Raw genomic sequence first — 25,275 nt, 5'->3', positions numbered from 1 at the left:
CAGTGGGCCATCGACCAGCAGCCCTACCTCCAGGGCTACCTGTCCGTCGACTCCCTGTGGCTCTACAAGACGAACGGAAACTACAGCGGCGGCGGCGAGGCGCCGGTGCTGACCGGTCCGGCCTTCGTCGACAAGTCCAACGTCGCCAAGGTCGCCCAGTTCGCCGCGAAGGGCACTCGGTGACACACCTGACCCAGCAGGCTGCGTCGGCGGCGGGCTCCCCCGTCGCCGACGCAGCCGGTCCTGGAGAAGGACGGCCGCACCACTGAACGAGAACGTCACCTGGATCTTCGCGGTCGGCGGCGACAAGGAGTCCGCCCGCGCGGTAGGCGTCCGGTGAACCTCACCAAGATCTCCCTGTTCACACGAGAACTGGGGCGGTACCGGTCCGGTACCGCCCCAGTTTGCTGTGCTCAGCCGGTGGCCGGAAGCACCGTACGCGGCCGGACCGGGAACCCGGCCGCCTGATAGCACTCGTCGATGAGACGCATGGTGGTCAGCGCGTCCTCCGCGTCCAGCGCCAGCGGTGCACCCTCCCGCAGGTGGGCCGCGTAGGCCTCCAGCTGGAAGGTGTACGACGACCTGCGGCCGAGTTCCTCGGTGCGCTCGCCCGCCGCCGTGCGCACGACCACGCGGTCGTCCAGATGCGGCTGGACGAAGTTCATCACCGTGGCCTCACCGCGCGTGCCCACGACGCGGCAGCTCATCTGCCAGGTGTCGTACGCCATGTGGCAGTTGGCCGTGCCGGTGACCCCGCCGGGGAACTCCAGATCGGCGTACAGCCACTCGTCGACGCCTGCGGCCCCCGCCCTCTCGCCGCCGCGCGCGGCGGCCAGCCGGGGCGCGCCGCCGGCCCAGGGCGCGAGCATCCGCAGCGCGTGCAGGCTGTAGCAGCCGAGGTCCATCAGCGCACCGCCGGCCAGCGGCAGCGACCAGCGCACGTCACTGTCCGGGGGCGCGGGCATGGCGACCATGGCCTCGACGTGCCGGAGGTCGCCCAGTTCCCCGCTGTCCAGCAGCTCGTGCAGGCGGCGGGTGACCGGGTGGAAGAGGTAGTGGAACCCCTCCATGAACACCGTGCCCGCCTTGGCCACCGCGTCGCGGACCTCGATCGCCTCCTCCGCGTTGCTCGTGGACGGCTTCTCGGAGAGGACGTGTTTGCCGGCCTGCAGGGCGGCCAGGTTCCACGGCCCGTGCAGGCTGTTGGCGAGCGGGTTGTAGACGACCTCGATCTCGGGGTCGGCGATCAGGTCGGCGTACGAGCCGGCGACGCGCTCGACGCCGTGGTCGGCGGCGAAGGCCTCGGCCCGGCCCCGGTCACGGGCGGCCACCGCGACAAGACGGTGGCCGCCCGCGCGGGCGGGTCCGACGATCGAGAGTTCGGCGATCCGGGCGGCGCCGAGGACGCCGATCCGCAGAGGTTCGTTCGTCATCCCTTGCGCACCTCGCCGAGTCGTACGGGCCGGTGCTCGCGCAGCGAGAGGGTGCACGCCTCGGCGATCCAGCTCGCCTCGATGGCGTCCGCCACCGTGCAGGGGGAGGGCCGGGTGCCCGCGACGACCTCGGTGAACGCGGTGAGTTCGGCGCGGTAGGCGGCGGCGAAGCGGTCCATGAAGAAGTGGTGCGGAGTACCGGCCGGGAAGGTGGCGCCCGGCTCGACGGAGCGCAGCGGCAGCTTGTCCTCCAGGCCGACCGCGATGCTGTCCCGCATGCCGTGCAGTTCCAGACGCACGTCGTAACCGCGCGCGTTGTGGCGGGAGTTGGAGATGACGGCGATGGTGCCGTCGTCCAGGGTGAGCAGCGAGGACGCGGTGTCGACGTCGTGCGCCTCGCGGATGTAGTCGGCACCCCGGTTGCCGCCGGTCGCGTACACCTCGACCACCTCGCGCCCGGTCACCCAGCGCACGATGTCGAAGTCGTGCACGCTGCAGTCGCGGAAGATGCCGCCGGAGACGGCCACGTACGCGGGCGGCGGCGGAGCAGGGTCGAGGGTGGTCGAACGGACCGTGTGCAGGTCGCCGAGCTCGCCGCTCACCACGGCCTGGCGTGCGGCCACACAGCCCGCGTCGAAGCGGCGGTTGTAGCCGATGTGCACCTCGACGCCGCTGCCCTCCACCGCACGCAGCACCTCCTGGCTCTCCTCGATGCCACGGGCCACGGGCTTCTCGCAGAAGACCGGAACGCCCGCCTTCACGGCGGCCAGGATGAGTTCGGGGTGCGCGTCGGTCGCGGCGGCGATCACGACGCCGTCGACGCCGGCGGCGAGCACGGCCTCGGGCGAGTCCACCGCGGTGGCCCCGAACCGCTCGGCGGCCGAGGCGACCGCCGCGGCCACCGGGTCGGTGACCACCAGCGAACTCACCGCGTCCAGCCCGGCGAGGGTCTCCGCATGGAAAGCGCCGATCCGGCCCAGTCCCATGATTCCTATACGCATGCGGCTCTTCTTTCCGTCAGCTCAAGAGAGCGGCTCAGTCCTGGCCGCCGAAGACGATCTGGTCCCAGTCGATGACCGAGCCGGTCACCACCCCGCTGCGGTCGGACAGCAGGAAGACGACGAAGTCGGCGATCTCGTCGACCTGGCCGAGTTTGCCCATGGGCTGCGAGGCGGCGGCCTTCTCCCGCCAGTCGTCGCCCGCGTCGTGGAAGGCGCGCTGGGTCGCGTCCTCGCCCTCGGTGTCCGTCCAGCCGATGTTGAGGCCGTTGATCCGGATCTTGTCCCAGCGGTGGGCGTGGGCCGCGTTGCGGGTCAGCCCGGCAAGCCCGGCCTTGGCCGCGGAGTACGCCGCCAGAAAGGGCGGCCCGCCATGGGCGCAGTTGGAGATGATGTTGACGATGGTGCCGGGCGCCTTACGGGCCTTCATGTCGGCCACCGCCGCCTGCATCGAGAAGAACGGCGCCCGCAGATTGATCGCCATGTGCTGGTCGAACAGCTCCGGCGTGGTGTCCAGCAGCGAACCGCGCGACGTCAGTCCGGCCGCGTTGACCAGGCAGTCGATACGCCCGTGAGCGTCCACGGCGTGTACGACGGAGTCGCGTGCCTGCGCCGGGTCGGCGAGGTCCGCCTGTACGAAGCGGGCCCCCGTGTCCGCGGCGAGCTTCTCGCCCGCCTCGGCCCGGCGGCCGGTGAAGACGACGCTGGCGCCCTCCCGGACGGCCGCCCGCACGATACCCGCGCCGACGCCCTGGCTGCCGCCGTTGACGAGGACGACCTTGTCCTCCAGCAGTCCCATGAGTTGCGGTGTTCCCTTCAGCCGTGGCGGCGCTTGGCGGCCGCTTGCAGTTCCTGGCGCAGCAGGTCGGGGGCCCAGCCCTCGGCCACGGCCTGCCAGACGGTGTCCGCCTGGGAGGGCGGGGCGAGACCCTCGACCGGCGGGTCGAGGTCCAGGTTGGTGGGGAAGGGGTAGCCCTCGGCGGTGGCGGCGACCACGCGGCGCAGCCAGTCCTCCGAGACGCCCTCGGCCTTGCGGCGCAGCAGCACCGGGAAGAGGGCGTTCGCCATCGCCTCGCGGTCCACCGTCTCCATCGCGCGCCCGAAGGCGGAGGAGATCTGGAGCAGGTTGGCCATGCGGCGGATGCCGGTGGAGCGGTTGTGCCCGGCGGCGTGGAAGAGCGCGGGGTTGAAGAAGGCCGCGTCGCCCTTGTCCAGGGGGAGCTGGACGTGGTGGGTGTCGAAGTACTCGACGAACTCGGGCAGTCGCCAGGCGAGGTAGCCGGGCTCGTACTTCTGCGAGTGCGGGAGGTAGAGCGTGGGGCCGGACTCGACGGGCATGTCGCAGTGGGCGACGGCGCCCTGGAGGGTCAGTACGGGTGACAGGCGGTGCACGTGCGCCGGGTAGGCGGCGGCGCGCTCCTGGGAGAGGAAGCCGAGGTGGTAGTCACGGTGCACGCTCTGTGCGGCTCCGCCCGGGTTGACCACGTTGACCTGCGAGGTGACCTGGTAGGCGGGGCCCAGCCAGGCCTCGGCGATCAGGGCGATCATGTCGTTCGCGTAGTAGTCGGCGAACGCCTCGGGCGCCCGTACGGCCACCTTGTCGAGGGCGTTCCAGACCCGGTCGTTGGCGCCGGGCCTGGCGAAGTGGTCGCCGCGGGCGGTACCGCTCGCGCGCTCCTCCTCGATCAGCGCGGTGAACGCCTCGGTGGCCCGGTCCACGACGTCCGGGTCGGCGAACGCGCCCTTGAGGACGACGATGCCGGGTCCGTCGAGCAGCGCCCGGACCAGCTCGTCCTGGACCTCGCGGCGGCCGTCGGCGGTGGTCGTGCGGGTACGGAGCCGGTCGCTGTCGTAGAGCGGCACGTTCTGCTCGACGCGCTCCGCGTTGGGGTGGTCGGCGGGGTCCGTGTCCTGCTCGACGAGCGGGCGGAACGCGTCGAGATCGCAGTCGGCCTCACTCAGCCAAGTCCTCGCTCCCGCGGCGGTGGGAGACATCTGGGGGTCCTTTCGCAGTCCGGGTATTTCTGCCAGTCTTGAGAACCAGAAGCCATCATTCAATGCTTGCCATTACATCAAAAGTCCATCAGAAGCTCTTGGGATCACTCATGAGGCACCCCTACCCGATCAGGGAAATCGCCCGTCAGGCAGGACTGAGCACGGCCACGGTCGACCGCGTACTCAATCAGCGGGGCAATGTGCGGGAGAGCACCGTGAGAGAGGTACAGGAAGCCATCAAGGACCTGGACCGCCAGCAGGCCCAGGTCCGCATCGGCGGCCGTACCTTCATGATCGACATCGTGATGCAGACCCCGGAGCGGTTCTCCACCGCCGTACGCGAGGCGCTGGAGGCCGAACTGCCCTCCCTGCACCCGGCCGTCGTGCGCTCCCGCTCCCACTTCCGCGAGACCTGCCCGCCGGCCGAGCTGATCGGCACCCTGGACAAGATCGCCAAGCGTGGTTCGCAGGGCGTGATCCTCAAGGCTCCGGACGTGCCGGAGGTGGGAGCCGCCGTCGGGCGGCTGGCCGCGGCCGGTATCCCCGTCGTCACCCTGGTGACCGACCTGCCGCACAGCGCCCGCCTCGCCTACGTCGGCATCGACAACCGCGCGGCCGGCGCCACCGCCGCCTACCTGCTCGAACAGTGGCTCGACAACCGGCCCGGCAACGTGCTCACCACCGTCAGCCGGGGCTCCTTCCGCGGCGAGGAGGAGCGCGAGATGGGCTTCCGCAGCGCGATGCGGATCGCCGCCCCCCGACGTTCCCTGGTGGAGGTCACGGACAGCGACGGCCTGGACGCCACCCAGTACGAACTGGTGCTCGATGCCCTCAAACATGACGAGGACATCGTGGCCGTGTACTCCGTGGGCGGAGGCAATCACGCCACCCTTGAGGCCTTCGACGCGCTCGGGCGGGACTGCGCGGCCTTCGTCGCCCACGACCTCGACCACGACAACACCCGCCTGCTGGGCGAGCGCCGTCTGTCCGCGGTCCTCCACCACGACCTGCGCCAGGACATGCGCCGCGCCTGCCAGATCATCATGCGGGCCCACAAGGCACTCCCCGACGACGGCCCCGCCCTGCCCTCGGCGATCCAGGTGGTCACACCGTTCAACATGCCGCCCGGAATCCCGGCCCCGCCGGTCGTCGACTGAACCCGTCGCCCGCGCGCGCCGTGGCGCCACGGACCCGCGTCACGCCGGCATCACGCACCGCACGACGGCCACGTCAGGCCGGCGCTCCGGATGTGCTGCGCCGCAGGATGGCGCCCGCGTCGACCTTCATCTGGAGGCCCGTCACGTACCGCGACTCGTCCGAGGCGAGGAACAGCACCGCATTGCTGATGTCGGACGGGTCCACGTACGGGATCGGCATGGGCTGCGTGGTGCGGAACGATTCCTCGGCGTCCTCCCGGCGCGGGTCGTCCAGGTCGGGGCGGAAGATCCGGTACATGGGTCCGCTCTGGAGCATGTCCGTGTCGCAGTTGGTGGGGTGGACGGCGTTGACCCGGATCAGCCGCGGGGCCAGTTGCAGCGCCAGGTCGTGCACGAAGCGGGCCACCCCGCGTTTGGCATGGGAGTAGCCGGCACCGCCGGGACCGCTCTCCGGGCTGTCGACGCTCCCCACCATCAGGCCCGCGGACGATCCGATGCAGATGACGGACGCCCCGGAGCCCAGGTACGGATAGGCGGCCTCGACCGTGTTGACGACGCCGACGAGATTCACGGAGACCGCGTCCAGGAAGCCCTGCGGGGGCACGTCCAGGCCCACCGGGGCGATCCCCGCGTTCGCCACCACGATGTCGAGGCGGCCGAGTTCGGCGACCGCGTCGCTGACGGCGGAGACGAGCCGGGAACGGTCGCGGACGTCGGCCCGGCGGGTGACGATCCGGCGGCCGACTCCTTCCACGAGGCGAGCGGTCTCGGCCAGGTCCTTTTCCGTGGAAAGGGGGTAGTGCGCGGAGTCGATGTCCTCGCAGATGTCGATCGCGATGATGTCGGCGCCTTCCTCGGCCAGCCGCAGTGCGTGGCTGCGACCCTGCCCACGCGCGGCGCCGGTGATGAACGCAACCTTGCCCGCTACCCGTCCGGCCATGTCGGTCCTCCCTCGTGTGCGCGACGAACAGGGCCGCAGTGGTCGACAGTCGACCCCGTCCTGTACAAGCGACGACAATAGCGCCACATCAGTGAACTATATATACTCTTGCCCTGACAACTGAGCGCAGTCCCAAGGGCCTTGGCCCACGTCATGGACAGAGGCGGGATGCGGTATGCAGGTTGCGGACAACACCGACCCGAGGATCCGCAAGGCACTGGACCGGGCCCTCGACGCGGGCGAGAAGGGCGTACAGATCGCGGCCCTCCTCGACGGCGAGCTCATCGTGGACGCCTGGGCCGGTGAGACCGGGACCGGGCGGCCCGTCGACGGCGGCACCCTGTTCCCGGTCTTCTCGGTGACCAAGGCCGTCACCGCGTCCGTGATCCACGTCTGCGCACAGCGCGGCCTCATCGATCTGGACCGTCCGGTGGCAGACGTCTGGCCCGAGTACGCGGCGCACGGCAAGGGAGGTATCACCTTCGACCATGTACTCAGCCACCGGTCCGGTGCGCCCACCATCGGGGCCGACACCACGCTCGAGGAGCTGTGCGACTGGGACACCATGGCCGCCAGGGTCGCGGACCAGTCACCCGTCGCCGAGCCCGGCACCCGAAACGCCTACAGTCCGTTCGCCTTCGGCTGGGTGCTGGGAGAAGCCGTACGGCGCGTCGACCCGCAGCGGCGCCCCTTCCTGGAGATCGTCCGCCAGGAGGTGCTGCTCCCCCTCGGCATGGACGACTTCTTCCTCGGCCTGCCCGACGACCAGCGGCACCGCGTCGCGCCCCTTGTGGGCGACAGCGCCCCCACCACGGGCCCCGACCGGCTGCTGGAAGAGGCGTCGCCGTCACATCTGCCGTTCGCTCCGTCCATGTTCAACCTGCCCCAGGTCCAGCGGGCGGGGCTGCCCTCGGCGGGCGGCATCGCCACGGCCCGGGCCACGGTGCGGCTCTTCGACGCCTACGCCGCGGCCCGACGGCAGGACGGAGAGCGGTTCTTCACGGGCGACACCCTGCGCCGCTGCCGCAGCCCCCGGCCGGTGGGCATCGACCACACCTACGGCTTCGGCATGCCGGTCGGGCACGGCGGCCTGTGGCACATCGCCCCCGGCGTGAGCGACGACAGCCCTGGCGGGGCCCTGACCGAGGGCGTGCTGTCGCACACCGGCGCGGGCGGCACGATCGCCTGGACCGAGCCCGAACTGGGCCTGTCCGTGGCCGTCTTGCACAACCGCATGTTCTTCGGCCCGCAGCCCGTCGCCCCCTTCGGCGCCGTCGCGGACGCCGTGCACGCGATCGCCGCGGAACGGGGCTGACCCGGCTCCGGTGCCGGCCCCCAGGTCTGCTCGGCTGTCGCGTTCGCTCAGGCGTCCGCGGGCCCCTCCGCCGGCGTGGTGCGTACCGTGGCGACCGGCGCCGAAGCCGTTGTGTGCCGCCTCGGCGCCAGCACGGTGACCGCGAGCAGGGCGCCGCCGAGCGCCAGACCGGCCATGAGCAGCAGCGCGCCGCGAATGCCCGGCTCGCCGTAGCGGACACCCGCTGCGGAGACGGTCGACGAGCCCGCCATGATGGCGAACATGATGACGGGAACGACGCTGGCGAAACCGCTCTGGCACACCTGGACGCTGCCGGCGATGGAGGCCTGTTCCTCCGGGGGTGTCTCCGCGATGACCATGTTCGGCACGGAGCCGTAGGCGAGCCCCGTCCCCAGGCCGTCGCACACCGCGCCCGCCAGTACCTTCCACAGACTGTCATGGCAGAAGACGAGGAAGACCCCGGCGGCCGCGATCAGCGTGAGACCGGCGACCATGCACCAGCGCGCCGCGAGACGCCGGACGGCACGGCTGACGGTCACTCCCCCGATCACCTGGGCGAAGGCCTGGGGTGAGGCGATGGCGGCGAAGGCGAACGCGGTCATGCCCAGGCCGTACGTCCCGCCGACGGAGGCGGGGGTGAGCGAGAGGATGGGGAGGATCGTGGCGGGCACCACCGTCGCGCCGTAGGCCGTCGCACCCGTGACGGCGGCCAGGAGGATCGGGCGCCGGGTGAACAGCGCGATGTCGAGGATGGGTTCCGCCGTTCTGCGGGCTCTCAGCACGAAACCGGCCAGTGCCGCGAAGCCGACGGCGAACAGGCCGAGTACGGAGGCCGAGGTCCAGCCCCATCGCTGTCCCTGACTGACCGCCACCAGTACCGGGGCGACGCCGGCCCCGAGCAGTACGGCACCCCCGTAGTCGACGCGCGCCGGGTGCCGCAACGGCGTCTCCCGCGTGGTCAGCCGGATCAGCGCGGCCAGAACGACCATCACGATCACATTGAAGGTGTACATGCCCCTGAAGCCGAATGTGTCGAGCAGCCATCCGACCAGGAACGGCACTCCGACGCCGAAGGCCCCGATGCCCGTCACCGAGATACTAGCGGCGAGGGGAAGCGTGCGTGGCGGATACACGTCGCGCATCAGCGAGTAGGTGAGGAACATACTCGAGATGGCGAACCCCTCCAGGCACCGGCCGAGCAGGAGGACTCCGAAGCTGGGCGCGACCGCGGAGACGGCCGCACCGGCCGTGGCCGCGGTCAGGCCGCCGAGCAGCACCCGCCGTTTGCCGTGCAGGTCGGCCAGCTTGCCCAGGAGCGGGCTGACGACCGCGCCGGTGAGCATGTAGCAGGTGAGGAGCCAGCCGCCGTGGTCGGTACGGAAGTGCCGGGTGATCGAGGGGAGCGCCGTCGACGTCATCGTGTAGCTCAGCGCGACCAGTTCCACCACCATCACCATGGCGATCGACGACACGACGAGCTGTGGTGTCCAGCCCTGTCGGTCCGGACTCGGCGTGTTCGCCGTGCGGGATTGGCGTGGCGTCATCGTCGCTCCCCGTGGGATCGGCTCTTTGACGCGACGCTAGGGTCGTGCTCTCCGCCTCGACAATCGGTCCTCCCGGTGGCCGGGCGACAAGGGGCGGCTGTCATGCAATGGGGCGGTTGGGACAACCTGTCTCGTCACGTCCCGGTTGCAGGCGGGTGCGGGCTACCAGGCGACGGGCAGTTCGTAGATGCCGTAGGCCTGCGAGTCCTCCTTGAACTTCAGTTCCGACAGGTCGGCCGCCATCCGCAGCGTCGGGATCCGGCGGAACAGCGTGCTGAAGACCACGTGGAGTTCGATACGGGCCAGCTGTTGGCCGATGCACTGGTGCGGGCCCCAGCTGAACGCCATGTGATGGGCGGCCTTGCGTACGAGATCGAGTTTCTCGGGCTCCGGGAACGCCTCCGGGTCCCAGTTGGCCGCCGCCAGGGACGCGATGACGCCCTCTCCCGCGCGGATGACCTCGCCGTCGATCTCGATGTCCTCGGCGACCGCGCGCCGGGCGAGCAGGTGCGGGATCGTCAGATACCGCAGCAGTTCCTCGACGGCGTTGGCCACGTACTTCGGATCGTCGCTGTGCTCCCGCAGGGCGGCGAGCTGATCGGGGTTCTCCAGGAGCACGGCCGTGCCCAGGGTGATCATGTTCGCGCTGGTGTCGTGGCCGGCGACGAGCAGGATGTGCCCGAGCGGGGCGGCCTCCGTCATGGACAGGTCGCCCGCCTTCACACGCTCGGCGAGGTCGGAGAGGACGTCCTCACCGGGGTCGTCCATCTTGGCCTCGATGAGCCCGGAGATGTACTCGCGCAGCACCCTGGCGGTCTCGGCGCCCTGCTCGGGTGTCTGGAACCGTGCGTTGGTGACCCCGGCGTGGTGCTGGAAGAAGTCGTGGTCCTCGTAGGGCACGCCGAGCAGCGCGCAGATCATGAGGGAGGGCAGGGGCAGCGACAGCGCCTCGTTCAGGTCCGTCGGGTTCGGGCCCGCGAGCATCTTGTCGATGAGGTCGTCGGTGATCTGCTGGATCTCCGGGCGCAGCTTCTCCATCCGGTGCCGGGTGAAGGAGCTCGTCAGCATCCGGCGCCAGCGCTGGTGCTCGGGGCCGTCGGTGTTGTTGATCGAGGGCTGCATCTGGCTCGCGTGCGCCTTCATCCCCGCAGTGGTGTGCGGATACCCGGGAGCGCCGATGTTGGCACTGAGCCGCGGGTCGGCCAGCAGCTGCCGCGTCGCGGCGTGGGTCGTGGCCAGCCACGGGGTGGTGCCGTCCCAGGTCTCGACCCTGTGCACCGACTTGCCCGTGCCGTGCAGCTCACGCAGACCCGGCGGCGGTGCGAACGGGCACTCCGCCGCCCGGGGCGAAGGGAACTTCGGGGTCTCCTCGGTCACGCCGGCACCGGTCACCTTCTCGGCCATGTCCGCACTCCTCTTCCTTGACCTCGTCACCAGACGGAGCTGTACCGCACGCTCGCGATGACATCGACGGAGCTGCCTGCCGCGCACCCTGCGCCTGGTCGACGGCACTCCGATGTGCACGCACGGAATAATACTTCGACCGGTCGGTACAATCAATCGCTGGACGACAAGGCGTACGACTCGAAGGCCGTGTGCCGTGAGCTGCGGCGCTGTCGGATCATGCCGGTGATTTCCCGCAAGGGCGCCCCGAACTCCACGACGCTTTCGTCGCGGCAGCGGCAGACATCCGCCAGGTGAGGCCGTTGGGGACTTCAGAGCAACCCGGGCTCCTGGCCGGCAGTGAGCGGGAAGTAGCCGAGGAAGGTCACGTTCTCGTCCAACGCATCGAAGTGCGCGACAGGAACCCCGGCGGGTTCGAAGAACACATCGCCCGGACGCAGAATCACCTCGTCCTCGCCCTCGACCTGGAACAGCACCGAGCCCTCGACGATGCTCCCGAACACCGGCCCGTTGTGAACATGCCGACCTGCCGGGTGCCCCGCCAGAATATGGATCCGCCTCACCTCGACCCGATCAGTCACCAGTGCCACCGGCAGCCGCTCGTCCAGAAGCACCTCGCGGGTCATCGGCTGCTCAGGGGTCGGGGCACTTCCCATGATCGAATCCTCCTACGCCCAGTGATCACACCGAGAACGAGTCTACGATCCGTGCCGGCAGCCACCCGAACCGCTTTGGCACTCAACTGCAGCCGCCAGTAGGCGTATTCACGGGAGGCTGGGTTGCTCGGCAACGCGCGCAGGAACGGCAACAGGGCCTCCGGGAACCGCTCGGAATGGGGTTGCACCCCGAGCCGCCAAGAGGCCCTGCCTTCATGCGTGTACGGCGGGAAGATCACCCGACCAGGAGGTCCGCTCGACCGGCAGGCTTCGGGACCGGTTGAGACGCCAGTCCTGGGGCGCTACTTGTCAAGGAACGGCAGCAGGTGGTCAAGCAGGACCTCCGGAGCCTCTTCTGGAATCCAGTGTCCGCCCGGAATCACAGCGCCGGTCACGTCGTCGCCGTACCTTTGCGCCTGTTCGGGGACCAGTTCGCCGAGCGCGCCCTCGGCGCCGACGGCCAACACGGGCATGGTCAGCGTCGTGCCGCGGTTGCGGATCGTGTCCTGGACGTCACGGGGGAAGGTCTTGAAGTACTCGTAGGACGCGCGCAGGTATCCAGGACGTCGCAGGGCCTGCGCGTACTCGGCGAGTGCCTGATCGTCCACTCCCCCCTTCACCTCTTCCATCCAGCCGATGAAGCCTTCGACCCAGATGTCTTCACGTCCGGCGACGATCTTCTCCTGCAGATCGTTGTCGAGCGTGAAGAAGCCGAAGTTCCACAAGCCAGGTCCGTTCTCGGTCCACGCGGGCAACTCGTACGCCATCTCGTCGACCTGCGGGGCCTCCAGCAGCACGAGCCGCCGTGTCGAGCTTCGATGGGCGGCCGCGTAGGCGTACGCAACCATGGTCCCGATGTCGTGTCCGACGACGTTGACCTGTTCTTCGAGCCCGAGCGCAACCAGCAACTGGTGTACGTCGTCCGCGAGGGTGGCCTTGTCGTATCCGCTCTCGGGAGCGTCCGAGCCGCCGGAACCGCGGAGATCAGGCGCGATCACGGTGTACCGCTCCGCGAGCGCCGGCATGATTTTCCGCCATGAGTACCAGGTCTGCGGATATCCGTGGATCAGAACAACCGTGGGGCCGGCGCCGCCTACGGCATAGTTGACCGTGATTCCGTTGACTTGGCTCGTCTTCTCGACGAACCCGTCGGGGACCTTCGACGCGGTGAGCAGTGGCATTGTCTCCTCCTTGAGTGTCCGTCCGGTCCGGACGGTGGGTTTCCGGCCAGGTCATCGACACCGGGTCAGGATGTCGGCGGCTCGGAGAGGTAAGGGAAGTAGTCGAGGACCGGCTGCGGCCTGAGCCCCGAGGAGAAGTCCTGGTTCACGATCATCTTGATGACGTTGGACGCGATGTCCTCGATGATGCCCTTGCCATTGCGAATGCCGTACCAGGGGTTCCAGAAGGCGACGGTGCCAGGTTCGAACGTGATGACGTTCGGAAGGAGCCTGTCTGCCGCCCACGCGCCGTAGGCCCGTGGGGTGGGGAAGCGGTGGGGAAGGCTGCGGTACGTCTTGCCGGCCTCGACGACCGCTGCGATGTTGTCCCGCACCTGACCCCAGATTCCCGAGGCGGGATGGGTTGCGGGGCGGGCGGGCCTGCCCACGAGGTCGAACGTGGGGGCGGTGGCGTTGAAGTCGGGGACCTGCGCCGAGCCGGTGTCGAACTTGAAGAAGGTGGTCATGTTGGGAGCTCCGGCCCGCTGGAGCTGGACCCAGGTGCTGTGCCCCTTGTCGAAGTAGGCGGTGGTCGCCCAGAAGTGCACCCGACCGCGGCCCGTGACCTTTACCGGCACCTCGAGAACGAAGGACCTCACGCTGGTGTTGAGGAAGGTGTCGGTGGCGGGACGCAGCGAGTCGTAGTCGGGGAAAGTACCGGTCGCCAGTGCGTTCGTCGTCGCGATGGGAAAGGGGACGAAATTGTAGAACGGGTCGCGGCGCTTCCCGGCGAAGAGCTTGATGCCGTTGAGGCATTCGACGACTTCGCCGACGGGGGCGTTGGGAGGCGTGATGACGGTGCCCGAGGCGGTACGGTCAGCGGCTGCGGCGCCGGTGAGTTGCTCCACCCGCACGTACTGCGTGCCGTCGGACCCGATCGGGAAGGTGGCGCGATACGTGATGTCCTCGACGTAATCGTCATTGGTGTCGATTTTGAGCTCGTAGTAGCCCTCGGGGTTCCAGGGATTGCCGTTCAGCGGCGAGGTATTGACTCCGAATACCGTGCGCGGACCGTGCAGATCACCGGCCCCGGCAAAGCAGAAGGCGTCGGTGATATCCAGCGTTTCATCCGACGGGAGGTCAAGGTGGTGGGACATTACACTCCTACTTGGCCGGGGTTCTGCAGGGGTACGGGTTAAGGGAGAGCGGCTGGAGCGCGAGCGTGTAGAAGCGGTCGTACGGATACTCGTCCGTGCCGCCGAACTCCCCGTAGAGCCACACGAACGGGAACCGGTGGGCATCCCAGGTCACGCGGTGGTCTCGCCCGTTCGCATGGCTGAGCTCATACCAGCCCTGGGTGAAACCGCTCAGGACCGCGATACGGGTGGGAGCGCCGCGTTCGGGAATGACCGACGCGTCGACTGTGGTGCCGTCGGTCGCCGTCACCTGCGGCCATGCAGTCCGGACCGGCGCGCTGTGCGGACCGTGGTAGTAATCCTGGACGGACACAGCCTTGACGCCCGCGGGCAGTAGCAGACGGGTTCCCCGAGTGAGCTGCGGGGCGTGGTACCGCCGTTCCTCACCTCGCTCCAGTTCACCGTTGGCCGACGGGACGCCGTCAGGCTGCGTCGGGGTGGCCGAGGCCGGGGTGGCTGCCCCGACGAGGCCGTACAGGACAGGGATGGCGGCGAGGCCGCCAAGGACGCCACGCCGGCCCAGCGGTTCCCTCGCCTCGCTGTCTGCGCGCTCGGCTTGCGCATGCTTTCGGTTGCCTCTGATGATGTTCACTCACATTCCTCTCCTGCTTCGGTCGGCGGCCGCCGCCGTTATGCGCCGCCTGATCCGACCACCGGGATGCCATTCCGAGAGAACTTGCGGGTAGACGGCGGCTCGGCTGCGGCCACACAATGGCCAATCCCTTCCGGCGCACAACGAATCTACGGGGCCGGTCTGTGACCGCATCAGGCGCAGAAACGACACGGATAATAGGGTTTCCGCCATGCACGTAGGTCCATCTTTCCCGCAGGGTGAAGGGACTTACATCAGTCAATTGACTGGGGGGATGTGTTCCCCGCGGCGAGATACAGCGGGCCGAATTGGGGTCGAATACACGCTCGGGCCTTAACCAGGAGTGGTCGGCGGCAGCGACGAGGCCGGGGCGGAGCGGGAAGCGGCGCGCCGCGGGGTCAGTCGAAGATCGGGCCGACGGTACGGCCGCGCTTGATCTCGTAGAAGCCGGACACGGAGGCCACAGCCAGGGTGCCGTCCCACAGGCGGCCGGCTTCCTCGCCCGTCGGGCTGGGTGTCACCACAGGTCCGAAGAAGGCAGTCCTGTCGTCGCCCTCGGGGCCCGGAACTGCGATGATCGGGCTGCCCACTTGCTGGCCGACCAGAGCAATGCCCTCGCCGTGGGACTGGCGCAGGGCTTGGTCGTAGGCGTCCGACTCACCAGCCTCGGCGAGGCGTTCGGGCAGTCCGACCTCGCGCAGAGCCGCTTCGATCGTAGCCCTGGTCTTGTCCTGCTGCCGGGGGTGGTACCGGGTGCCGAGCGCGGTGTACAGCGGTTCCAGGACGCGGGACCCGAACTCCTCCTCTGCCGCTGTCAGTACGCGGGCAGGCGCCCACGCCCGGTCCATCAGTTCCCGGTTCTGCGGCGGGAGTTCGTCCATGCGCCCTTCGTTGAGGACCGACAGGCTCATGACGTGCCACGTCACGCTGACCGGGCGGATCTTCTGGACCTCGAGGATCCAACGTGACGTCAGCCAGGTCCACGGGCAGACGACGTCGAACCAGAAGTCGACGGATACAGGTGTGCGGGATTCGCTCATCATGGATGTCCAAATGACGGCCGCGGCCAGAGTCCGCCGCGGGTCAGCTTACCGACCAGCCGGGTAGCTGGTGGAGGATGTCAGGTGTGCCCAGGCAGCGATGTCGTGGCTCAGCCGATCCTGGCCCTGCTCGATCAGGTGCACCGCGTCGGCGCCCAGGACCAGGTGCACCGGGGGCTCGTCCGCGTCCAGCACCGTGAGCAGAGCCTGGGCGGCACGGGCCGGATCACCGATCTGGTTGCCGTCCTTGGCCTGGCGGGCGGCCCGGATCGGGTCGAATACGGCGTCGTAGTCGGGGATGCTGCGCGGGACCCGGGTCATCGAGCGTCCTGCCCAGTCGGTTCGGAACGCGCCCAGGGCCAGGGACGTGACGTGGATGCCGAAACTCGCGACCTCCTGGGCGAGGGAGCCCGCAATCCCCTCGATGGCGAACTTGCTGGCTCCGTAGAAGGCCACCCCGGGCAGCGCGGTCAGGCCCGCCATCGAGGAGACGGTGACAATGTGTCCGGTGCGGCGGCGCCGCATGGACGGCAGCACCGCTTTGATGACCGCGACGCAGCCGAACACGTTGACGTCGAACTGCCGGCGCAGATCCTCCATGGAGGATTCCTCGACGGTCCCCTCCAGGCCGTAGCCGGCATTGCTGATCAGCACGTCGACAGGACCGACGCGCGTCTCCACCTCGCCGACCACACGCCTCACGGCGGCGTCGTCGGTGACCTCCAGCAGCAGCCCGGTGGCACGACCGGGCCCGAGTGCCTCGAACTCGGCGATCTGGTCCGGCTTGCGGACCGTGCCGGCCACCGAGTGTCCGGCGGCCAGGGCCTGTTCGGCGAACGCACGCCCCATCCCGCTGCCGACTCCTGTGATCAGGAACGTCCTACTCATCAGAAACTCCTATGCGAAGGGGCGCCGTCTGTCTGCCGGGTAGCCCCGCTTGTCAGTGACCGGCGCTCTGTCCGCCGTCGACGTGGAGAATCGCACCGGTGACGAATGAGGCGTTCTCCAGGTACAGCACGGCGTCGACGATGTCGTCGATCTCTCCCAGGCGGCCGAGCGGATGCATCGCTGCCAGCGTCTGGTTGTAGGCCTCGGGGCGCATCGGGTTCCTGATGACGCCGAGTGCGACTGCGTTGCTGCGGATGCCCTTGCAGGCGAACTCGCCGGCCAACGCCTTGGTTGCGGACTGAAGTCCTCCCCTGGCCAGCGCGGCCGGCACCGAGGCAACGTCCCAACTCGCATGCTCCGCCGGGCTGGAGATGATCTGCACGACGTGCCCGCCACCGTACGTGAGCATCTGCTTCACCGTGAGCTGAGTGAGTCGGAAAAACCCGTTCAGGTTGACGCTGGTCACCGCCTCGCACTCCGCCGAGGTGTACTCGGTGAAGGACTTGGCGGCAATCGCACCGCCGTTGTTGACCAGGGCGTCGATGCGCCCGAACCGGTCGAGACCCGCCCTGATCACACGCCGTGCGGTGGCCGGGTCCGCGATGTCTCCCCGGACCGTCACCACGTCCGAGTCCCGGGACTCCTCGATACTGCGCGAGGTCGCGATGACGCCGTACCCCAGCCTGCGGTAGCCGGCGACGAGACCTTCCCCGACCCCGCGTGACGCACCGGTGATGATGGCGACCTTTCGAGCCGAAGTACCCATGAAGACCCTCACGAAGCGCGTAGTAGACGACCGGTCGCCTAAATGACGCTAGACGACCGCCCTGCCACCGTCAAAAGGGGGTGCTCCGGGAGTCTGGCCCTGCCACCAGCTGTGACCTGCAATAGAAGCCTGCGCCTACCAGCAGGGAGAAAGCCGGTCCCGACGGCGGCCGTCAGTTCCTGCCCAGCCCCGGGTCGTTCGGGTGCTCACTCAGCGGCGTCGTCTCCATGGACAGCCACGGCGCCAGCGGGAGCGAGTCCAGGAGGGTCTGCATCTCGGCGGCGTCCCGGGCGCGCCACAGGCCCAGCGCACGCCCCTCGCCAGGCGCGTTCCACAACCGCACCAGGTGCCCCTCCCCGGCCAGTTCCTTCGCGCGGGCCGCCTCCGCGGTGGTGGCGTCCTCCAGTGCCTGGGACGGTGCATCTCCGGGAGCGGCCGCGACGAAGGTCACCAGGAACTCAGGAGCGGCGGTCGACGCGTCGACGGAGGCCGGTCCCGGGTCGTTCGGGTGCGGCGACAGCGGCTCGACCTCGTCCTGGCGCCAGACGCGCAGCGGCATGGAACTCAGGATGTCCTCCAGGCGCGCGGCGTCAGGCGCGGCGAACAGCCCGAGAGTGCGCCACTCGCCCGGCTGCAGTGGCGGGCGCCACAACCGCAGCAACTGCCCCTTGTCGGCGAGCTTGCGGGAGTTCGCGGCCTCGCGGGCGCGGACCGCGTCGACGTCGGCCGCTGGGGTTCCCTCCGGTACGCGGGTGGTCATGGTGACGAGGTATTCCATGTCAGGTGCTCCTTCGAGGCAGTGCTGAGTCGCAGGGCAGGGTTACCGCGATGCCGTACCGCCTGGATTCTTCGGGAACGCCCCGTGCCACTACATCCGTCATTTGACCGGACGCCCGAGGGCCGGTGTCAGCCCGCACCTGAACCCGGAGGTGCCACCGGCCTGCCGTCATGGTCGTCCGGGGCCTCCTGCCCGGGCCCTTGCGACGGGTCCGCTGGGGGCAGTGCGGCCAGAGCCGCGGCGAGAGTGACGCGAGAGGTGATGCCGAGCTTGGGGTAGAGCCGGTGCAGGTGGGCTGCCACGCTCCGGTGGGAGAGGGACAGCCGCGCCCCTATCTGCTTGTTGGTCAGGCCCGACGCCGCGAGGGTCGCGATCCGGTGTTCTTGAGATGAGAGCGGGTTCGCCGGCAGGTTGCCGTGCGCCCATGACGTGGCGTGGCCGATGGCCCGGAGTTCCTCCGCGGCACGGGCGGCCCAAGGGGTGGCTCCGAGATGACGGAAGGTGTCGAGGGCCGCGGCGAGATGAAGCCGGGCGTCTTTCGCGGCGCGTGTGTGCCGGAGGTGCTGACCGTAGGCGAGGCGAACGCGGGCGACCGCGAACGGCCACCGCTCGGTCCCGGGGATTGCGAGGGCTTCCTCGAAGAGTGCGGTGGCCTGGTCCGCGGGCGCGGCGATGGCGGCCGAGCCCGCGGTCAGCAGCGCCAGCCGTGGCGATACTGCGGCGATGCCGGCCTGTCGCATGGCGGCCGCATGAGCGAGCGCTTGGGCCCGGCGTCCGGTACGGACGGCGGCCTCCACCAAGTCCATGGGCACCCTGAGGGCTGAGGGGAGGTAGGTGGGCAGCACCCCGGGCGGACTGATCGCCGATGCATTGCGATAGGCGGTCTCATAGTCACCGCGTCCCATGGCGGCCAGGGCCGAGGCGTAGTGGGCCCAGCATTCCACGCTGCGGAACCCGCGGGGGGCCGTCCATTCGGTGATCTGCCGGGTCAGGGCGCACACGGTCTCGTCGTCGCCTCGTACAGCCGCGAGCAGGGCCTGGGCCGCTTGGAACGACAGGGCCAGCTGTCGGTATCCGTAGGTATCGCTCAGCCTGAGGCCCTCCGCCGCAAGCAGCGCGCACTCGTCCCACTGCCCCGTTGTGAAATCGTCCATGCAGAGCTGGATCAGTGCGTAGATCGCTGAAGCGACGGCTCCGCCGTCCCGCCCGTCGTCGATGACGCGCCAGAGAGCCGAGCGGCACTGTGCCGTTCGGTCCACCATTGCCGCGGCTCTGCCGATCTGCACGATCCGGCTCGGATCAGCTTCCATGTGCAGGTCGCGGATCGCCGTGTCCAGGCGGGCGCGGGATTGGTCAGTGGCGCGGGTCGGGTCGGCGTAGACGCTGACAAGCTCCAGGGGCCTCGGCAACCGTACGGTCGCCTGCGCCGCGAAAGCGTGGAACCTGTCCCACAGCTCGGCTCTGCCGCCGATCAGGCACACCCTGATCAAAGCACGCAGCGCTTCCCGAAGCGCCTCTTCGTCACCCTGTTCGGGGCGACCCGTGCGGGTGGCGATCGCACCGAGGAGCAGCCGGTAGGCGGTGTTGACGTCGCCGTCACTGTTGAGCAGCACGTTGGACGCGGCGGTCGCGGCGCGCAGCGATCCCCTGAGATGGGGGTCGGCACGCCTGGCTTCCGCGAGCAGTTGAGCTGCCGCGGGAAGTTCTCCGGCGACCTCGGAGCCCATGCAGGCGGCTTCGACCAGGCGTCTGCTCCGGTCTGCAAGGGCGGGGCTGAGGTCAGCAGCCCGGACCAGCGCGTTGAGAGCACCGGTGGTGTCACCGCGACGACGCGTCCGGTATGCGGTCTTCTCAAGGAGTGCGGCGACGTGTTCGTCGGGTTCGGCTGTTGCCTCCACGAGGTGCCAGACCTGACGATCGGGCCGATCGGAAAGCGCCTGCGCCAGAGCCGCATGCGCGGCCACGCGCTCTCCGCTCGTCGAGCTCGACACGATGGTCGCGCGGACCAGTGGGTGGCGGAATGCCAACCGCGCCAGGCCTCGATTGCCGACGCGTACCAGTTGGGCCCGCTCCGCGGGGGCCAGGTCACCGAGAGCGTCCGCGCCGGAAGCAGCCGCTCGCAGGATGCGCAGGTCACCCGTGCCCTCCAGGGCGGCCAGGAGCAGCAGCCGTCGGGTGGACGGCGGCAGTTCCTCGACCCGCGACGCGTACAGGTTCTGCAGGCGACGGCTGAGCGGCAACACCGTGGATCGCGTACTCAGCCTGACGTGTCGCAGCTCGCTGACCGCAGTGGGAAGTTCCAGCAGGGCGAGCGGATTGCCCTGCGCCTGATCCACGACGTACCGCACTGTTCGCGGGCTCAGCTCGGGAAACCGGCCGCGGACCAGCCTGGCCGAAGCCGCGCGGTCCAGGGGGCGCAGCTCCAGCTCGGGGAGTCCCGTCCGGTCGAGGCCTGTTTCGGCACCGGGCCGAGATGCGGCAAGAAATGCCACCGTGCTTCCGGTCAGCCGCCGCGCAATGAACGCGAGCGCGGCTGCGCTGGCGCGGTCGACCCATTGCAGGTCGTCGACCACCATCAGCAACGGACCGGCACCGGCTGCTCTGCGAAGCAGCGCGAGGGCGGCGTTGTAGACGATGACGCGGTCCACCACGGCTTCGTCGCTCATGCCCAGCGCCACCATGAGCGCGTGGCGGTGCGCAGGTTCGAGCCCGTCGATCTCCCGGTGCAAGGGGGCGAGCACGTTGCACAGGTTCGAGAAGCTCACGCTCTCCACGGATTCCACGCAGTCGGAGCGCAGCACCAGTGCTCCGGCTCCCGCCGCAGCTTTCGCGGCGACGTCCAGCAGGACCGACTTGCCGACCCCTGGCTCTCCCGACAGCACCAGGAGGCCGCCGCTCACGGTCGCCTCGTCGACGAAGGACTCGAGCAGCCTTACTTCCTCTTCGCGCCCGACCAGGTCGTCAGCCACGCTTCGCAGCGCCGCGTGGTCACCGCCCATGAAACGCTTCCCTTCTCAGAGCCGGCATCGCGGCCGCGGCTCCCGGGGCGCATATCCATCGCCGCAGCCTTGCACCACGCGGCGACGAGAGGTACGCCTGGCGCGATTATGCCTGAAGGGGTCATTTCATCGGGGTCCGCAAGGCCCGCCGCAGGTGGTCGGGATCAGACCCGATGAGACAGCTTCACTGGAACGATCTCGAAAGCCTCCGCCGCATTCCAGTCATTTGACGGGTGACCAGGGCGGTGGAGCCCCGCACGATTGTGCTGGACAACGAGTCGGGACGTCGGCGGACTTCCGCGCAGGGACCACCACCACGGAAGGACCTGATCATGCCGTTCTTTGCCGGGCCCGACCTCGTGCGGTCGCCTGTCGCCATCGTGACGGAGGGCTCGCGCGGAATTGGTCGGCGCGCGGCGCTGCGGCTGGCGGAGGACGGATTCGATGTGGTTGTCGCCTACACCGACGATCGGGCGGCCGCCGAGGGCACCAGGGCAGCGATAGAGGAAATCGCCGGCCGCGCATTGGCCGTGGAGACCGACGTGGCCGACGAGGCCTCGGTCGCGCGCCTGTTCCAGCAGGCGGAGGAGGTCTTCGGCACGGTCGACGTGGTCGTCAACTCCGCCGAGATCGTGGTGTGCGGATCGGTCTCGGAACTGACGCCGGAGGAGTTCGCACAGATGCACCGTACGAACGTTCTGGGTGCGTTCGTCGTCGGCCGGCATGCCGCACGCCGAGTGCGCAGCGGTGGCGCCCTCATCAACCTTGCCAGCGATCTCAGCGAATCCGCGCGCTCCTCGTACGGGGCCTATGTCGCCTGCAAGGCCGCTGTGAACGCTCTCACCGTCTTCCTCACCGGTGAGCTCCGCGAGCGGAACGTGACCGTCAACGCGGTCGTTCTGGACCCCTTCGTAGCCGATCCCGCCCATCCCGAACGATCGGGAGAGCTGGCCGGCATCGCCGAAGCCATTGCGTTCCTCGCCGGTCCGGGCCACTGGGTGAACGGACAGATCCTGCACCCGGGCCACTGACCGGATCAGACCGTGTCGACCACAACCGCCCGGCCGTGTCACCTCTGCACCTCAGTCTCCTGACCGTTGCCCGGCCTTCCGGCGACTCCTTGCGCTGAGACATCGCCTTCGCGCCCCCGCGGCCTGCGCGGAGACTTCCGCACCGCCTTCGAGATCGGTCTCCTGGCCTTCGTCCGCGGCTGACCTCAAGATCCCCTCACCGCGCACCGCCATGACAGGTCGAGCGCGTGTCCGGAAACTTCGGTGCATCCGAAACCCGCTCATGCCGTCACTTGGCCGATGTAAGCGTCCTCGGAACCGCGCATCGTTTGCTCACAGCCACGGGCACAGCTGGGCAACGCGGAGCCGGTCGACCGGTCACGGAGCCTGGCTGGAGGTATGTCGCCGCCGCTGCGACGCCAGCGGCGCACCGCCGGACGCCCCACGCGACCAACGGCCGGACCATGCGTAGAGGACTTCCTTGGACAGCAACTCGCCCCAAGACCTGTTCGGCCGTGCCCAGCAGGTCCGAGAGATCACAGAATTCTTCGGGGCGGGTACGGTCCAGGGCCGTGCCCTGCTGCTGTCCGGGGATGCGGGCGTGGGAAAGACGGTACTGCTGCACGAGGTCACCAAGGCCATGTCCGCGGCGGGCGCCTTGGTGATGTCGGCGACCGGTGTGCAGTTCGAGGCCGAGCTGACGTATGCGGGCCTCCACCAACTGCTCTTCCCGCTGTGTGATCAGTTCGAGCGCCTCGGGGACACGCACAGGGAGGCGCTGCGAAGTGCCCTGGGGTTCGGCAGCGACACGGTGCCCGACCGGCTTGTGGTGGCGAACGCCGTACATACCCTGTTGCGGCAGGCGGCACTCGATCGTCCTGTGTTCATCGTCGTGGACGACCTTCCCTGGCTCGATCGTGCAAGCGCGGCGGTGCTGGGCTTCGTCGCCCGCCGTCTGGCCGGGAGCCGTATCGGCTTCCTGGCGGCTTCCAGGTCCGGAGCCGACAGCTTCTTCGAGCGGGGACAACTCACGGAGTACGAGTTGCATCCGCTGGACGGCGACGCAGCCATGGCCCTGATCACCGCACGGTTTCCCGGCCTCGCCGCACGTGTACGGGATCGCGTCCTGGCCCAGGCACAGGGCAATCCCCTCGCGCTCCTGGAGCTTCCCACCGCACTGACCGGCCCGCAGCGGGCTGCTCTGGTGAACGTGCCCGCCGTTCTGCCTCTCTCCCAACGTCTCCAGGCCCTCTACGTTTCCCGGATCTCCGCCCTGCCGCCGGCATCGCGGCACCTGCTGCTCCTCCTCGCTCTCGACGGCACCGGGGACCTGGCCATCCTGCCGCTCGCGACCGAGCACTCGCCGGACCTGAGCGCTCTGGCACAGGCGGAATCGGACCGTCTGGTCATCGTCGACGACCGGAGTCGGTGCGTTGCCTTCCGTCACCCGTTGATCGCGTCTGCTGCCGTCGAGGCCAGTACGCTCGACGACCGGCGCCGGGCCCACCTCGCGCTCGCGGAGTTCCGCAAGGAGGAGCCCGAACGGAGGGCCTGGCATTTGGGGGAGGCGTCTCTCGCGCCCGACGAGGAGGTCGCGGATCTCCTCGAACAAGCAGCTCAGCTGATCGCGCGGCGAGGGGACGCGATACACGCGATCACGACGTTGACCAGGTCTGCGGAGCTGAGCCCCCGACCCGCCGACCGGGGCCGCCGACTCGCCGAGGCCGCCTACATCGGCGCCGACGCAACCGGGGAGCTGGGCGCGGCCTCCGTCCTTCTGGACAGCGCCCGGCGGGCCGAGCCGAACCTCGGCAACTCGCTGCTTGCTGCCGCCGCGGCAGCCTTCCTGCTGCTCAACAGCGGTGACGGCGACGTCGACACCGCGCACCGTCTGCTGGTGGGCGCCGTCGAGTCGGGCAGCCACGCATACGACGCTCAGGACGGCGCCCTGATCGAGGCCCTGCACACCCTGCTCCTGGTGTGCTGGTTCGGAGGGCGCAGCGCGCTGTGGGAGCCCTTCTACGCGGCGCTCGACCGTCTGCGGCCGGCTCCTCCCCTGCTGCTGTCCGCCTGTAGCAAGACGTTTCCCGATCCCGTGCGCACCGGATCGTCCGGCCTCAAGGAGCTCGACGAGATACTGGCCGGCATCCGCGACGAAGAGGACCTGGGCCGGATCATCCGCATGGGGACGGCCGCTGTCTATCCCGACCGGCTCTCGGAAGTGCGCGAGGCATCTTGGCGGGTGGTCCGCCAGGGACGCCGAGGCGGTCCCGCCCGTCGGCACATCGGTGCGCTCATGCACCTGTGCCTTCAGGATTTCCTGACCGGCGAGTGGCAGGAAGCCGAAAGGCTGGCGGGCGAGGGCCTGCGTGTGTGCGAGCAACACGAGTACCCGTTCTTCTCGTGGTATTTCCAGTATGTCCAGGCGCTGCTGGCCGCGGTCAGCGGGAGCCGTCAGGCCGGCCTCGCGCTGGCCGACCGGATCACCCAATGGGCCGTTCCCCGGGGAGCCTTCGGGGCGGTCGCGTTCGCCGACCACGCCCGGGTTCTCGCCGATCTCGGCGAGGCCGACTACGAAGGGGCCTATCGGCACGCCGCGGCGATGAGCCCCCCAGGCAGCTTCGCGTCCCATGTCCCCCACGCCATGTGGGTGTGCATGGATCTTGTGGAGGCAGCCCTCCGCACTCAGCGCGTCGCGCAGGCCGAGGCCCATGTACGCGCAATGCACGAGTCCGATATCGCGTCCTTCTCGCCACGGCTGGCGCTGCTGGTGGCGGCCTCGACCGCGCTGATCTCTCCTGATGACGAAGCGACTGAACGCTTCGAGCACGCCCTGGCCGTTCCCGGAGCGGAACAGTGGCCTTTTGAACTGGCCCGGGTGCGGCTGGCCTACGGGGAACGCCTGAGGCGTATGCGGTCACTCAAGGATGCCCGAACGCAGTTGAACACCGCGGCAGAGGCGTTCGAACGCTTGGGAGCCCGGTCCTGGGCCGCCCGGGCCTCCAACGAGATCCGCGCCACTCGCCGGGCCCGAACCGCAGGGGTACGAGGCTCCGTGACCCTCACCGCGCAGGAGCTCGAGATCGCGCAGTTGGCCGCCTCCGGCCTGACCAACAAGCAAATCGCGGAACGCCTCTACCTCTCCCCCCGAACCGTGAGCTCACATCTGTACCAGCTCTTTCCCAAGCTCGGAATCACCTCCCGTGCGGCACTCCGGGACGCCCTTGCCGACCTTCGTCAGACTCGGGGTTCCGCCGGAGCCGGCACGGACGAGCAGGGCGATTGACCGACCGCGCCGTCGTCGGGAATGTGAGTCCGTATTCGCCGGCCCCGAACCCATATCCCAGTCAAATGACCGATGTTCCCGCGCCACCGGTCTCCAAAAATACTCACAGGCCGGTCTC

20 protein-coding genes and 1 pseudogene are annotated in these 25,275 nt (G+C 69.2%); 5 read left to right on the top strand and 16 right to left on the bottom strand.

What is annotated here, in order from left to right; genetic code table 11:
• Positions 1–183, top strand: a pseudogene (locus ACWGKQ_RS24920) (sugar ABC transporter substrate-binding protein); the annotation flags it as partial.
• 230 nt (positions 184–413) lie between these two features.
• On the opposite strand, the gene ACWGKQ_RS24915 reads toward ACWGKQ_RS24920, so the two are convergent.
• From ACWGKQ_RS24915 to ACWGKQ_RS24900, 4 genes are read right to left on the bottom strand one after another with little or no spacing between them, the layout of a single operon-like run.
• Complete coding sequence (locus tag ACWGKQ_RS24915) at positions 414–1,433, bottom strand: Gfo/Idh/MocA family protein (RefSeq protein ID WP_453294144.1); 1,020 nt, start codon at positions 1,431–1,433, stop codon at positions 414–416.
• Positions 1,430–2,434 carry a Gfo/Idh/MocA family protein gene (locus ACWGKQ_RS24910; protein ID WP_453294143.1) on the bottom strand — a complete coding sequence of 335 codons (1,005 nt, stop codon included), beginning with the start codon at positions 2,432–2,434 and terminating at the stop codon, positions 1,430–1,432. The genes ACWGKQ_RS24915 and ACWGKQ_RS24910 overlap by 4 nt, the downstream gene beginning before the upstream one ends.
• A gap of 34 nt (positions 2,435–2,468) precedes the next feature.
• A complete protein-coding gene (locus ACWGKQ_RS24905; protein WP_453294142.1) occupies positions 2,469–3,230 on the bottom strand; it encodes an SDR family oxidoreductase in 762 nt (253 codons plus the stop codon).
• A gap of 17 nt (positions 3,231–3,247) precedes the next feature.
• Complete coding sequence (locus tag ACWGKQ_RS24900) at positions 3,248–4,426, bottom strand: phytanoyl-CoA dioxygenase family protein (RefSeq protein WP_453294141.1); 1,179 nt, start codon at positions 4,424–4,426, stop codon at positions 3,248–3,250.
• Between the two features lie 110 nt (positions 4,427–4,536).
• On the opposite strand from ACWGKQ_RS24900, the gene ACWGKQ_RS24895 reads away from it, so the two are divergent.
• A complete protein-coding gene (locus tag ACWGKQ_RS24895) occupies positions 4,537–5,583 on the top strand; it encodes a LacI family DNA-binding transcriptional regulator (RefSeq protein WP_453294140.1) in 1,047 nt (348 codons plus the stop codon).
• A gap of 73 nt (positions 5,584–5,656) precedes the next feature.
• Here the strand turns inward: ACWGKQ_RS24895 and ACWGKQ_RS24890 are convergent, their stop codons facing one another.
• A complete protein-coding gene (locus ACWGKQ_RS24890) occupies positions 5,657–6,523 on the bottom strand; it encodes a mycofactocin-coupled SDR family oxidoreductase (RefSeq protein ID WP_453294139.1) in 867 nt (288 codons plus the stop codon).
• Between the two features lie 175 nt (positions 6,524–6,698).
• Between ACWGKQ_RS24890 and ACWGKQ_RS24885 the strand changes: the two genes are divergently transcribed.
• Positions 6,699–7,838 (top strand): serine hydrolase domain-containing protein, encoded by a 1,140-nt coding sequence (locus tag ACWGKQ_RS24885; RefSeq protein WP_453294138.1) that lies wholly within the window; start codon positions 6,699–6,701, stop codon positions 7,836–7,838.
• Positions 7,839–7,885: 47 nt separating this feature from the next.
• Here the strand turns inward: ACWGKQ_RS24885 and ACWGKQ_RS24880 are convergent, their stop codons facing one another.
• The 11 genes from ACWGKQ_RS24880 to ACWGKQ_RS24830 all read right to left on the bottom strand — a co-directional run bounded on the left by ACWGKQ_RS24880 (position 7,886) and on the right by ACWGKQ_RS24830 (position 20,861).
• Positions 7,886–9,382: an MFS transporter gene (locus tag ACWGKQ_RS24880; RefSeq protein WP_453294137.1), complete on the bottom strand. Its 1,497-nt coding sequence runs from the start codon at positions 9,380–9,382 to the stop codon at positions 7,886–7,888.
• 162 nt (positions 9,383–9,544) lie between these two features.
• Positions 9,545–10,786: a cytochrome P450 gene (locus ACWGKQ_RS24875; protein ID WP_453294136.1), complete on the bottom strand. Its 1,242-nt coding sequence runs from the start codon at positions 10,784–10,786 to the stop codon at positions 9,545–9,547.
• A 311-nt stretch (positions 10,787–11,097) separates the two neighbouring features.
• Positions 11,098–11,442 carry a cupin domain-containing protein gene (locus ACWGKQ_RS24870; RefSeq protein WP_453294135.1) on the bottom strand — a complete coding sequence of 115 codons (345 nt, stop codon included), beginning with the start codon at positions 11,440–11,442 and terminating at the stop codon, positions 11,098–11,100.
• Between the two features lie 302 nt (positions 11,443–11,744).
• The gene (locus tag ACWGKQ_RS24865; RefSeq protein WP_453294134.1) at positions 11,745–12,623 is read right to left on the bottom strand and encodes an alpha/beta fold hydrolase; all 879 of its coding nucleotides are present in this window, start codon (positions 12,621–12,623) and stop codon (positions 11,745–11,747) included.
• A 65-nt stretch (positions 12,624–12,688) separates the two neighbouring features.
• Complete coding sequence (locus ACWGKQ_RS24860; protein ID WP_453294133.1) at positions 12,689–13,759, bottom strand: hypothetical protein; 1,071 nt, start codon at positions 13,757–13,759, stop codon at positions 12,689–12,691.
• Positions 13,760–13,766: 7 nt separating this feature from the next.
• Positions 13,767–14,390 (bottom strand): hypothetical protein, encoded by a 624-nt coding sequence (locus ACWGKQ_RS24855; RefSeq protein WP_453294132.1) that lies wholly within the window; start codon positions 14,388–14,390, stop codon positions 13,767–13,769.
• 398 nt (positions 14,391–14,788) lie between these two features.
• Positions 14,789–15,430: a mycothiol-dependent nitroreductase Rv2466c family protein gene (locus ACWGKQ_RS24850; protein ID WP_453294147.1), complete on the bottom strand. Its 642-nt coding sequence runs from the start codon at positions 15,428–15,430 to the stop codon at positions 14,789–14,791.
• A gap of 48 nt (positions 15,431–15,478) precedes the next feature.
• Entirely contained in the window at positions 15,479–16,318 is an 840-nt protein-coding gene (locus tag ACWGKQ_RS24845; protein WP_453294131.1) for an oxidoreductase, read from the bottom strand.
• Between the two features lie 52 nt (positions 16,319–16,370).
• A complete protein-coding gene (locus tag ACWGKQ_RS24840) occupies positions 16,371–17,084 on the bottom strand; it encodes an SDR family NAD(P)-dependent oxidoreductase (protein ID WP_453294130.1) in 714 nt (237 codons plus the stop codon).
• A 172-nt stretch (positions 17,085–17,256) separates the two neighbouring features.
• Positions 17,257–17,862: a muconolactone Delta-isomerase family protein gene (locus tag ACWGKQ_RS24835; RefSeq protein WP_453294129.1), complete on the bottom strand. Its 606-nt coding sequence runs from the start codon at positions 17,860–17,862 to the stop codon at positions 17,257–17,259.
• 128 nt (positions 17,863–17,990) lie between these two features.
• Positions 17,991–20,861, bottom strand: a complete 2,871-nt coding sequence (locus tag ACWGKQ_RS24830; protein WP_453294128.1) for an AAA family ATPase — start codon at positions 20,859–20,861, stop codon at positions 17,991–17,993.
• Between the two features lie 332 nt (positions 20,862–21,193).
• On the opposite strand from ACWGKQ_RS24830, the gene ACWGKQ_RS24825 reads away from it, so the two are divergent.
• Together ACWGKQ_RS24825 and ACWGKQ_RS24820 are read left to right on the top strand one after the other, a co-directional pair.
• Positions 21,194–21,892 carry an SDR family oxidoreductase gene (locus ACWGKQ_RS24825; RefSeq protein ID WP_453294127.1) on the top strand — a complete coding sequence of 233 codons (699 nt, stop codon included), beginning with the start codon at positions 21,194–21,196 and terminating at the stop codon, positions 21,890–21,892.
• A gap of 460 nt (positions 21,893–22,352) precedes the next feature.
• Complete coding sequence (locus ACWGKQ_RS24820) at positions 22,353–25,157, top strand: ATP-binding protein (RefSeq protein WP_453294126.1); 2,805 nt, start codon at positions 22,353–22,355, stop codon at positions 25,155–25,157.
• The last annotated feature ends 118 nt before the right edge of the window (positions 25,158–25,275 follow it).

Source organism: Streptomyces sp. NPDC054770, from assembly GCF_053611985.1.
The sequence above is the reverse complement of the archived record's forward strand: the minus strand, read 5'-3'. Positions and strand labels throughout refer to the sequence as shown.

Coding starts and splice junctions, on each gene's coding strand:
- ACWGKQ_RS24915 (WP_453294144.1), bottom strand. CDS start 1,433: ATGACGAACGAACCTCTGCGGATCGGCGTCCTCGGCGCCGCCCGGATC.
- ACWGKQ_RS24910 (WP_453294143.1), bottom strand. CDS start 2,434: ATGCGTATAGGAATCATGGGACTGGGCCGGATCGGCGCTTTCCATGCG.
- ACWGKQ_RS24905 (WP_453294142.1), bottom strand. CDS start 3,230: ATGGGACTGCTGGAGGACAAGGTCGTCCTCGTCAACGGCGGCAGCCAG.
- ACWGKQ_RS24900 (WP_453294141.1), bottom strand. CDS start 4,426: ATGTCTCCCACCGCCGCGGGAGCGAGGACTTGGCTGAGTGAGGCCGAC.
- ACWGKQ_RS24895 (WP_453294140.1), top strand. CDS start 4,537: ATGAGGCACCCCTACCCGATCAGGGAAATCGCCCGTCAGGCAGGACTG.
- ACWGKQ_RS24890 (WP_453294139.1), bottom strand. CDS start 6,523: ATGGCCGGACGGGTAGCGGGCAAGGTTGCGTTCATCACCGGCGCCGCG.
- ACWGKQ_RS24885 (WP_453294138.1), top strand. CDS start 6,699: ATGCAGGTTGCGGACAACACCGACCCGAGGATCCGCAAGGCACTGGAC.
- ACWGKQ_RS24880 (WP_453294137.1), bottom strand. CDS start 9,382: ATGACGCCACGCCAATCCCGCACGGCGAACACGCCGAGTCCGGACCGA.
- ACWGKQ_RS24875 (WP_453294136.1), bottom strand. CDS start 10,786: ATGGCCGAGAAGGTGACCGGTGCCGGCGTGACCGAGGAGACCCCGAAG.
- ACWGKQ_RS24870 (WP_453294135.1), bottom strand. CDS start 11,442: ATGGGAAGTGCCCCGACCCCTGAGCAGCCGATGACCCGCGAGGTGCTT.
- ACWGKQ_RS24865 (WP_453294134.1), bottom strand. CDS start 12,623: ATGCCACTGCTCACCGCGTCGAAGGTCCCCGACGGGTTCGTCGAGAAG.
- ACWGKQ_RS24860 (WP_453294133.1), bottom strand. CDS start 13,759: ATGTCCCACCACCTTGACCTCCCGTCGGATGAAACGCTGGATATCACC.
- ACWGKQ_RS24850 (WP_453294147.1), bottom strand. CDS start 15,430: ATGAGCGAATCCCGCACACCTGTATCCGTCGACTTCTGGTTCGACGTC.
- ACWGKQ_RS24845 (WP_453294131.1), bottom strand. CDS start 16,318: ATGAGTAGGACGTTCCTGATCACAGGAGTCGGCAGCGGGATGGGGCGT.
- ACWGKQ_RS24840 (WP_453294130.1), bottom strand. CDS start 17,084: ATGGGTACTTCGGCTCGAAAGGTCGCCATCATCACCGGTGCGTCACGC.
- ACWGKQ_RS24835 (WP_453294129.1), bottom strand. CDS start 17,862: ATGGAATACCTCGTCACCATGACCACCCGCGTACCGGAGGGAACCCCA.
- ACWGKQ_RS24830 (WP_453294128.1), bottom strand. CDS start 20,861: ATGGGCGGTGACCACGCGGCGCTGCGAAGCGTGGCTGACGACCTGGTC.
- ACWGKQ_RS24825 (WP_453294127.1), top strand. CDS start 21,194: ATGCCGTTCTTTGCCGGGCCCGACCTCGTGCGGTCGCCTGTCGCCATC.